This window comes from Pontibacter sp. LHS2 (genome assembly GCF_058932845.1).
In genome coordinates this window covers 510511-520053 of sequence record NZ_JBZYWG010000004.1, presented here as the reverse complement: position 1 = coordinate 520053, position 9543 = coordinate 510511, and the positions used below count along the sequence as shown (strand labels likewise).

Genomic DNA, 9543 nt, shown 5'->3' with positions numbered 1-9543 from the left:
ACGACCACTGAAACAATACTTGCAATAGCAAAGTAGCCAGCTATTACAATGTATGCTAGTGCATCTTCATCAAAGTAGAGTTTTTTCATGAGTGACAACCTTTTAAAAGTTAGAAATCCCTTAAAATACCTTTGGCTGTCTTAGTATACTTTACGCGGAATGCAATCAAATGTTGTACTATATAAAAAATAGTTATGATTATTTATATATTAATATAGCTATATTAATAAGTTACTGACCGGCAACTGTTTACAGCGTGAATAAGCTTGACCATTTTTGCTGATGCACCAACTAACTCATGGCTCTTTCTTCAGAAGGCACTCAAACGAGTGTAAAAACAACAGGGGCGATGCCTGTAAGCATCGCCCCTGTTGACATATTATATTAGTAAGCTAATTATGCTACCGCTACAAGTACACTGCTAATTGCACCACCAAGCACAAAATAAGCAGCAACAATCAGATTAGCTTTTGCTTCATTAAGAGTAAATTTTTTCATGACAATAGAATGTTTTAAGGTTTAGGTTAGATTTAATTATTGCAAGCATAAAAAAATTATCTTCCAGACCAGTATTTTCATATATTTTCCAGAAGGCATTGCAAATAAATATTAAAAAATTATTATAAACAACTAATTGAATATATTTTCTAAATTATTGCACAATGCTACACTAATTAGACGTTATAACGTCCTTTTATATTACAACAACCTAATTATCAAACAACTATGAATATCAAAATTCAACAAAGAATAGTTCAATCCATATTTTGATAAAATATTTTTATAAAGCATCATGTATAGTTTGATATTTCACAAAAAAAAAATTCCCTGTCACTAAATGGTGACAGGGAATTGTGAAGGTGCTACAATTCTATAGCGAAAGCTTAGGGTCTTACAATATTACACAAGCTTTTTATAACGTATGCGCTTTGGCTCCATGTCACCTAAACGTTTCTTTTTATTCTCTTCGTAATCAGTATAGTTACCCTCGAACCAGTATACCTGCGAATCGCCTTCAAAAGCAAGAATGTGTGTACAGATACGGTCCAGGAACCAACGGTCGTGTGAGATGATCACAGCACATCCAGCAAAGTTCTCCAGGGCATCCTCCAGCGCACGAATTGCATTCACGTCCAGGTCGTTGGTTGGTTCGTCCAGGAGTAGCAGGTTACCGCCTTCTTTCAGCGTCATAGCCAGGTGTACGCGGTTGCGCTCACCACCTGATAGCTTCTCCACTTTCTTTTCCTGGTCACCACCTGAGAAGTTGAACTTACTTACATAAGCACGGGAGTTAACCTGTCGGCCTGCCATCATCATGTGCTCCGTACCGCCTGAGATCACCTCAAACACCGACTTTGTAGCGTCAAGGTTAGCGTGCTCCTGGTCTACGTAAGATATCTCTACCGTAGAGCCTACCGTGAAATCGCCTGCGTCTGGTTTCTCCTGACCTGTGATCAGTTTAAACAAAGTAGTCTTACCGGCACCGTTTGGACCGATGATACCTACAATACCACCCTGCGGCAATGAGAAATTCAGGTTTTCGAACAACAGCTTGTCACCATAAGCTTTGCTGATGTTATGTGCCTCAATAACCTGAGCACCCAAGCGTGGGCCATCGGGTATAAAGAGCTCCAGTTTTTCTTCTTTCTTGGAAGCTTCTTCGCTGGCAAGCTTATCATATTGGCTGATACGGGCCTTCGACTTGGCATGACGCGCCTTCGGGGCCATACGCACCCACTCCAACTCACGCTGCAGGGTTTTCTGGCGCTTGCTCTCTGACTTTTCTTCTTTGGCCAGACGGGCAGCCTTCTGCTCCAGCCAGCTGCTGTAGTTACCTTTCCACGGAATACCCTCGCCACGGTCCAGCTCCAGAATCCAGCCAGCCACGTTGTCCAGGAAGTAGCGGTCGTGAGTTACGGCGATCACAGTGCCTTTGTAGTGCTGCAGGTGTTGCTCCAGCCAGTCTACTGACTCAGCGTCGAGGTGGTTGGTAGGTTCGTCCAGGAGCAGTACATCCGGCTCCTGCAGTAGCAGGCGGCAAAGGGCCACGCGACGCTTCTCACCACCTGACAGGTTACCGATCACAGCATCTTCCGGTGGTGTGCGCAGAGCATCCATCGCGCGCTCCAGGCGGTTGTCCAGTTCCCAGGCGTTCAGCTGGTCCAGGCGCTCCTGCACCTCACCCTGGCGCTCGATGAGTTTGTTCATCTCGTCGTCCGTCATTTCCTCGGCGAACTTCATATTGATTTCGTCGAACTCCTTTAACAGACCCGCGACCTCACTCACACCTTCTTCTACTATCTCACGCACCGTTTTGGTCGGGTCCAGTTGAGGCTCCTGTTCCAGGTAGCCCACCGTGTAGCCCGGCGACCATACTACTTCGCCCCGAATCTCTTTGTCCACACCGGCGATCACCTTGAGCAGGCTTGACTTACCAGAGCCGTTCAGACCCAGTACGCCTATCTTGGCACCGTAGAAAAATGAGAGGTAGATATTTTTTAGTACTTGCTTCTGTGGCGGGTAGATCTTACTGACCCCAGCCATGGAGAAAATAATGGTTTCGTTGCTCATTATACTGTATATCAGTTTAGTACTGCCCTCAGACAGTAATTTAAAATTAAATTAACGCAACATTCACATTGCCCGCCCCTACAAACAGGGCTGATTTGGCAATTATTTACGTCGGCAAATACAAATATCGTAAAAATTCATGTGTTTATGCTTCACAAAAGTGCTTTGAAATCACTAAACTTGTAGAAAAACTGTATGGGAGAAGTCCGCACAGACTTATCGTAGCACCAAATCAGGTCATGGGTACGAGACGCAAACTGCTAAACTGCAGACTGTCAACGCTACAACCTGACTTGCGTATGCTAAGGTTAGTCTAAATTCTGGACCCTTTGCCCTATTATGTTCCGACTCTAACCCGATCCTTAAATGGAAAACAACGACCTATTGGAGGAAGCCAAAAAGTATGGCTTCATTCAGGACCAGCAAGTATGGCTGAAAGCTTTTATGACTTACCCTGACAGAAAGGTAGGTGAAGTAAAAGAATCAGAGGAGGACTCGCTGGTTTATTTCGCCAAGCGTTTTCACATGTTTAGCGACAAAGTAAACGCCCTGCTCGAGCGCATCACAACTTCTGAAAACAAAGGCTCTTTCCTGATGAAGGTATTGCACATGAAAGACCAGGTGGGCAATTATGATGCGCTAGGTGATTTCGAAGCAATTTATCATACGCTGAGTGAAGCCGAGGAAGAGATAAATGAGACCATCAAGCAGAACCGCGAGAAGAACCTAAGCATTAAGATCGGGCTTATACAGGAAGCAGAGGCACTGCAGGATAGCTTGGAGTGGAAAGAGACTTCTGACAAGATGAAGGACCTACGCGCGACCTGGATTAAGACCGGCCCGGTGGAGAAAGAACTCACTGAGGAGATTGAGGAGCGCTTTAAAACGGCACTAGAGGCTTTCTTTGAGCGCAAAAAGTCTTTCTTCAATGATAAGAAGCAAATGCAGAACCGCACTTACGACAGGTATAGAGACCTGATCGCCAGGTCAGTAGCATTGCAGAACTCTGAGGATTGGGAAGCCACCACAGCAAGACTGAAAGACCTGCAGACTCAATGGAAGCAGATTGGAGGATCGTTGCCGCGTGCCACCACCAATAAACTGTGGACTGAGTTCAGAAAAGCACACAACCATTTCTTCGAGCGCCTCAAAGTAAAGATTACAAACGAAAAGGCGGACTCTAAGGAAAAGTACTACGACACCAACCTGGAGCGGAAGCAAGAACTCGTAAGCCAGGCTGAGCAGTTGCTGCAGCACAATAGCCTGAACGACGCTGTAAAGCGCGCCAAGGAATTGCAGGCTGAGTGGAAGAAAGTAGGCCCGGTGCGCCCTGATATTTCAGACGCAATCTGGGAGCGCTTCATTAAGGCATGCGACCGCGTGTTCGAAATGAGCAGCCTGGAGCACTACATTCGCAAGCGCCAGCAGAACGCCAACGAAACTTATAGCCATGAGGAAGGGCTGAATGCCCGTATCAATGCCCTGCGAGATTTTATTAAGTCAGACCGTCAGGAGTTGGAAGTACTCGAAACTAATCTTGGCAAGTTGAGCGAAGCACCGAGCAACGATTCGTTCCGCAATATGCTGCTGGGCAAGATCCGTAACTTCAATCGCAAGATCAAAACCAAGCAGGCCCTGATTGAAATGTTCCAGGAGCAGCTGAGCACTATCAATAAATAGAAAAATTAAGATTTAACTATATTTTTTAAGGAAGCGCCTGTTGCGAATGCGGCAGGCGCTTTTTATATTTACATATAGGCCAATCAGGGCAAATAACAGTAAAAAACAGTGGTCAAAAAAATTTGACTCAAAATGAACATTTACTGTGTATTTGCGTTGTTTTGGTAAAAACAATCACAAAAAGCAATAAATATTTCAAAAAAATTTTAGTTTGTAAATTAATTCATACTTTTGCGAACTATTTTTTTCAACGCCATTTAGATTAAGGAGACACATACTATGTATTGGACACTGGAATTAGCATCATACCTGGAGGACGCACCTTGGCCAGCTACTAAGGACGAGCTGATCGATTACTCTATTCGCTCAGGCGCCCCTATGGAGGTAGTAGAAAACCTGCAGGCACTTGAAGATGACGGACAGCCTTACGAGAACATCGAGGAGATCTGGCCTGACTACCCTACTAAGGAAGACTTCATGTTCAACGAAGACGAGTACTAATCACTGATTAATCAGATTATGAATAGTGAATAATCCCCAACAGCCATCACAGCTTCTCATTATTCATTAGTCATTCCTCATTATTCATTGAACAACATCGTTGAAGTAAAAAATTTGGTTGCGGGTTATGAACAGCGTGTTCTGATCCGCAACCTTTCTTTTTCCGTGCCTGCTAAAGCGTTTGTGGCTATTGTTGGTCACAACGGAGCTGGCAAAACAACCCTGTTCAGGGCTTTCCAACAAAAAATACCCTACCAGGGACAACTCCTACTAAAAGGGCAGGACTTGCGCCACACAAAAGATGCAGCAGCATCCGGGCTCCTCTCCTATCTCCCCCAAAAAAATACTGTTTCTTTCTCGATCAGCGTGCTTGACCTGGTGGTGATGGGGCTATTCCGCAAGAAGAGCTTTTTTGAAAACTATACAGCGCAGGATTATACTCAAGCCAAGTCCATTCTGGCGCAACTGGAACTGACACACCTGCAGGAGCAGGATTTTACAACACTGTCGGGTGGTGAGCAGCAAATGGTGTGGCTGGCACAGCTGATGCTGCAGGATGCCGATGTTGTGTTACTCGACGAGCCTACCCAGCAGTTGGATGTGTATTATAAGAAACAGGTGTTCCAACTGCTGCAGGAATGGGTGCAGCAAAAGGGCAAAACAGTGTTCTGCATAACACATGACCTCTACAATCTGATGCCCGTGGAGGGCTTCCTTCTCAATCTGTCGAAACCCGCCCCTACACTAGAGCCGCTCTCTGCAGAAACCGTGCAGCAGAACCAGGAATTTCTGGAGGCACAACGGATTATCCGTTAAGGCGCCGTTGCAAACTGCTTCACAAGCACTTCGGCCAGCAGCAAGTCTTCCGGTGTGGTGATCTTGATATTGGCATAGCTGCCTTCTACCAGCGCTATACCTGCGCCCAGTTGCTCTACCACTGAAGCATCATCTGTGAAGTGCTCCTGCTCCGGCTGCTCATATGCTGTCCGCAACAGGCTTGCCTGGAAGCACTGCGGGGTCTGTACAAGTTTGTACTTGGTACGTGGCACGGCCTGACTTCCATCCTCAGTGAGTTCCCGGATAGAATCTTTCGGTGACACGGCTACTACAGCGGCACCTGACTCAGCCGCTTGCTCAAAGGCTGCCTGGATGATATCAGTGCTTACAAATGGCCGCACACCATCATGCACAGCCACTAGTGCCTCGCCGTGAATCGTAGCCAGTCCATTCTTGACAGATCCAAAGCGGGTCTTGCCGCCCGGCACCGCCATATGAAATACAGGAAACTTATGCTGCTTGCAAAGGTTTCGCCATACCTGCAACTGGTCTTCTGGCAGTACCACCACTATGCGTATATCGGAATTGTAGGCATAGAACCGCTCAATGGTATGCATCAGAATAGGCTTACCGGCAAGCTCGATAAACTGCTTGGGCAAACTGTGCTGCATGCGGCTGCCAGTGCCACCGGCTACTACAATGGCGTATTGTTGCAAAGCTTTCTCCATAAGGTAAGGTTTATGTGCTGTAATAGCCTGTTTTTACTGGCAGTTGGCCAACTGGGCTATACCTGCTGCCTTGATATAAGGTAGATTCCGAGTGATTTTTTCGATGCTCCAGTCCCACCATGCGATCTGAAGCAATTGTGCTATTTCGGTTTCCGTGAAACGCATTTTCACAACCTGAGCCGGATTACCTGCTACAATAGCGTAATCAGGTACATCCTTAGTCACCACGGCCTTAGTCGCAACAATGGCCCCGTTCCCAATTTTCACGCCGGGCATAATCACTGCTTCGTAACCAATCCACACATCATTGCCTATCACTGTGTCGCCTTTGTATGGGTACTCCGGTGCGTCTGTCCCGCCTGTCTTTTCCCAGCCATTTGCAAAAATTTCAAAAGGATAGGTAGAGATGGTTTTGGTTTCGTGATTTCCCCCATTCATGATGAATTTCACCCCGGAGGCGATGGCACAAAATTTCCCGATGAGCAGCTTATCCCCTATAAAATCGAAGTGGTACAACACATTTTTTTCGAAGTTATGCGGGTCCTCCATATCATGGTAGTAGGTATAGTCCCCAACTATGATGTTCGGATTCCGGATGATGTTCTTCAGAAAAACCAGATTATGGTGATGCGGAAGCGGGTATGTGTTGTGGGGATCTGGACTTGGCATATATCCGATTTAGTAGTGCAATGTACAAAGCTACAAATAAAGCAAAAAGCCCCGACTTTGGAGGTCGGGGCATTTCTAAATCTTATACCTGCTGATTACAGAATCAGCATTACGTCGCCGTAACTGAAGAAGCGGTACTTTTCTTTCACAGCCTCTTCGTAGGCTTTCATCACCAGCTCATAGCCACCGAAAGCAGCTGTCATCATCAGCAGTGTGCTCTCTGGCATATGGAAGTTCGTTACCAGTGCATTCGCGATCTTGAAATCATATGGCGGGAAGATGAAACGGTCAGTCCAACCATCGTTTGGCTTCAGACGGTTACTTGCCGATACCGACGACTCCAGTGCACGCATGGTGGTCGTACCAATCGCCACGACACGCTTCTTGTTGTCCAAGGCTTTATTCACCATTTCGGCGGTTTCAGCAGGAACTGAGAAGTTCTCCGAGTCCATTTTGTGCTTGGTCAGGTCTTCTACGTCTACCGGGCGGAAAGTGCCTAGGCCAACGTGCAGCGTCAGTGGCGTTACATCCACACCTTTAATCTCGAGGCGCTTCAGTACTTCTTTGGTAAAGTGCAGGCCGGCAGTCGGGGCGGCCACGGCACCTACGTTTTTGGCATATACCGTTTGGTAACGCTCTTTGTCTTCCGGCTCAGCTTCACGCTTGATGTATTTTGGAAGTGGAGTTTCGCCTAGCTCGTTGATCGTCTTATAGAACTCTTCGTCCGGACCATCAAACAAAAACTTGATCGTACGGCCACGGGAGGTTGTGTTGTCAATCACCTCTGCTACCAGGTCGCTATCGCCGAAGTAAAGTTTATTACCAACGCGAATCTTACGGGCCGGATCTACCAGCACGTCCCACAGGTGGATATCTTTGTTAAGCTCACGCAGCAGAAACACTTCAATCTTGGCGCCGGTCTTCTCTTTGTTGCCATACAGACGGGCAGGAAACACCTTGGTGTCGTTCACCACCATCACATCGCCTTCATCGAAATACTCCAGGATGTCTTTGAAAACACGGTGCTCAATCTTACCGGTGTCGCGGTGCAGCACCATCATGCGTGACTCATCGCGGTTAGCGGATGGATGTGTGGCTAGCAGGCTTTCGGGGAGCTCAAACTTAAATTCTGATAACTTCATACTTTTTATATTACGGTATAAATCGTGCTGACTTAGAACGGTCTGTATCGGGTAAGTGACCGGCTCCTTAAAAATCAGGAAGGCATACCCATGATACAATTAAAAAATCAAACCGCAAATTTACTTAGTTTGCCCGAAATATTCTTACTTTTAAGAAAATTACTTTCCTGTACGCCAAACTATGATCTACCTACGCCTTATAGCTGAAAGTTTCCGATTTGCATGGCAAGCCTTACGTGCCAACCTGCTCCGAACGATCCTCTCCCTGCTGGGCGTTACAATTGGTATTTTTGCCATCATATCGGTATTCACACTGGTAGATTCGCTCGAGCGCAATGTGCGCGACAGCATGAGTTTCATTGGTGACAAGGTGTTGTATGTAGAAAAGTGGCCCTGGAGTTTCGGTGGCGAATACCCTTGGTGGAAATACTTCAAACGCCCACAGCCTAACACCCACGAATTCCGCTTGCTGGACCGCAACCTGACCAACGATGCTGGTGTGGCTATTTTTGCCAACAAAGGACGCAGCTTGTTTAAGCACCGCAATAACAATTTCAGAGACGCCGGTCTTATGGGCGTTACCTACGATTACAACAAAGTAACGGAGATACCAGTGGCAGAAGGCCGCTACTTTATCCCGCAAGAGGTGGATGCAGCCCGGAATGTGATGATCATAGGCGATGAAGTGGCCAGCACGCTCTATCCGGGCCAACCAGCCATCGGGCAGGAGCTCAGAGTTAGCGGGCACAAGTTCACGGTGATCGGGGTGATGGAGAAACAGGGTGAAAGCATGTTTGGCATGCCTAACTTCGATCAGATGGGCATTATACCTTATGGCACCTTCAGCAAAATGTACGCGACAGGCCCTAATGGTATCGGCTCCACTATTGCTGTAAAAGGCCGCGAAGAGGACATAGGGTTACAAGAGTTGGAATATGAAGTGCGTGGCATGATGCGCAATATCCGTGGATTAAAACCGCGTGACGAAGACAACTTTGCTATCAACCGCCCTGAAATGGCTACTCAAGCTATTTCTGGCTTCTTCCAGGTGGTTGGCCTGGCAGGCTGGGTAATCGGTGGATTTGCTATACTGGTGGGCGGCTTTGGTATCGCCAACATCATGTTTGTGTCAGTTAAGGAACGCACCAATATCATAGGTATACAAAAATCACTGGGCGCTAAAAACTATTTCATTTTATTCCAGTTCTTGTTTGAGTCAGTATTTTTGAGCATTATTGGCGGTGGCATCGGTATTCTGCTGGTATTCCTGCTCACTTTGATACCGCAGGACATGATGAAGATTTCGCTCTCAGCAGGCAACATTATATTAGGCCTGGGCGTATCGGCGGTGATAGGCATGCTATCGGGTATAATTCCGGCAGTGCTTGCTTCAAACCTGGATCCGGTGATTGCGATTCGCTCCAAATAACAAAAACACGACCGTGACTGCAAAGCATCCTTCTCCACGCTGCAGA

8 protein-coding genes are annotated in these 9543 nt (G+C 46.7%); 4 read left to right on the top strand and 4 right to left on the bottom strand.

Translation table 11 applies throughout. The annotated features are described in order from the left end of the window. Nucleotides 1-900: 900 nt before the first annotated feature. Nucleotides 901-2571, bottom strand: a complete 1671-nt coding sequence (gene ettA / locus AC5FX6_RS20160; protein ID WP_493598757.1) for an energy-dependent translational throttle protein EttA — start codon at nucleotides 2569-2571, stop codon at nucleotides 901-903. Between the two features lie 366 nt (nucleotides 2572-2937). Here ettA and AC5FX6_RS20155 point away from each other — a divergent pair, with 366 nt between their 5' ends. The 3 genes from AC5FX6_RS20155 (at nucleotide 2938) to AC5FX6_RS20145 (ending at nucleotide 5568) form a co-directional block, all read left to right on the top strand. Next, the gene (locus AC5FX6_RS20155) at nucleotides 2938-4251 is read left to right on the top strand and encodes a DUF349 domain-containing protein (RefSeq protein WP_493598756.1); all 1314 of its coding nucleotides are present in this window, start codon (nucleotides 2938-2940) and stop codon (nucleotides 4249-4251) included. Nucleotides 4252-4530: 279 nt separating this feature from the next. Beyond that, nucleotides 4531-4752 carry a DUF2795 domain-containing protein gene (locus AC5FX6_RS20150; protein ID WP_007652164.1) on the top strand — a complete coding sequence of 74 codons (222 nt, stop codon included), beginning with the start codon at nucleotides 4531-4533 and terminating at the stop codon, nucleotides 4750-4752. 87 nt (nucleotides 4753-4839) lie between these two features. Continuing rightward, nucleotides 4840-5568, top strand: coding sequence for an ABC transporter ATP-binding protein (locus tag AC5FX6_RS20145; RefSeq protein WP_493598755.1), 729 nt, complete (start codon nucleotides 4840-4842; stop codon nucleotides 5566-5568). On the opposite strand, the gene AC5FX6_RS20140 is transcribed toward AC5FX6_RS20145, so the two are convergent. The 3 genes from AC5FX6_RS20140 to queA all read right to left on the bottom strand — a co-directional run bounded on the left by AC5FX6_RS20140 (nucleotide 5565) and on the right by queA (nucleotide 8068). Continuing rightward, nucleotides 5565-6257, bottom strand: coding sequence for a 2-C-methyl-D-erythritol 4-phosphate cytidylyltransferase (locus AC5FX6_RS20140; protein WP_493598754.1), 693 nt, complete (start codon nucleotides 6255-6257; stop codon nucleotides 5565-5567). The two genes, AC5FX6_RS20145 and AC5FX6_RS20140, sit on opposite strands and share 4 nt — an antisense overlap. A 33-nt stretch (nucleotides 6258-6290) precedes the next feature. Beyond that, nucleotides 6291-6926, bottom strand: coding sequence for a CatB-related O-acetyltransferase (locus AC5FX6_RS20135; RefSeq protein ID WP_493598753.1), 636 nt, complete (start codon nucleotides 6924-6926; stop codon nucleotides 6291-6293). A gap of 95 nt (nucleotides 6927-7021) precedes the next feature. Continuing rightward, nucleotides 7022-8068, bottom strand: a complete 1047-nt coding sequence (gene queA, locus AC5FX6_RS20130; protein ID WP_493598752.1) for a tRNA preQ1(34) S-adenosylmethionine ribosyltransferase-isomerase QueA — start codon at nucleotides 8066-8068, stop codon at nucleotides 7022-7024. Between the two features lie 181 nt (nucleotides 8069-8249). Between queA and AC5FX6_RS20125 the strand changes: the two genes are divergently transcribed. Next, a complete protein-coding gene (locus AC5FX6_RS20125; protein WP_493598751.1) occupies nucleotides 8250-9497 on the top strand; it encodes an ABC transporter permease in 1248 nt (415 codons plus the stop codon). The last annotated feature ends 46 nt before the right edge of the window (nucleotides 9498-9543 follow it).

Excerpts from the sequence above, each read along its gene's own strand:
- queA (WP_493598752.1), bottom strand. The coding sequence starts at position 8,068 with ATGAAGTTATCAGAATTTAAGTTTGAGCTCCCCGAAAGCCTGCTAGCC.
- ettA (WP_493598757.1), bottom strand. The coding sequence starts at position 2,571 with ATGAGCAACGAAACCATTATTTTCTCCATGGCTGGGGTCAGTAAGATC.
- AC5FX6_RS20135 (WP_493598753.1), bottom strand. The coding sequence starts at position 6,926 with ATGCCAAGTCCAGATCCCCACAACACATACCCGCTTCCGCATCACCAT.
- AC5FX6_RS20125 (WP_493598751.1), top strand. The coding sequence starts at position 8,250 with ATGATCTACCTACGCCTTATAGCTGAAAGTTTCCGATTTGCATGGCAA.
- AC5FX6_RS20140 (WP_493598754.1), bottom strand. The coding sequence starts at position 6,257 with ATGGAGAAAGCTTTGCAACAATACGCCATTGTAGTAGCCGGTGGCACT.
- AC5FX6_RS20150 (WP_007652164.1), top strand. The coding sequence starts at position 4,531 with ATGTATTGGACACTGGAATTAGCATCATACCTGGAGGACGCACCTTGG.
- AC5FX6_RS20155 (WP_493598756.1), top strand. The coding sequence starts at position 2,938 with ATGGAAAACAACGACCTATTGGAGGAAGCCAAAAAGTATGGCTTCATT.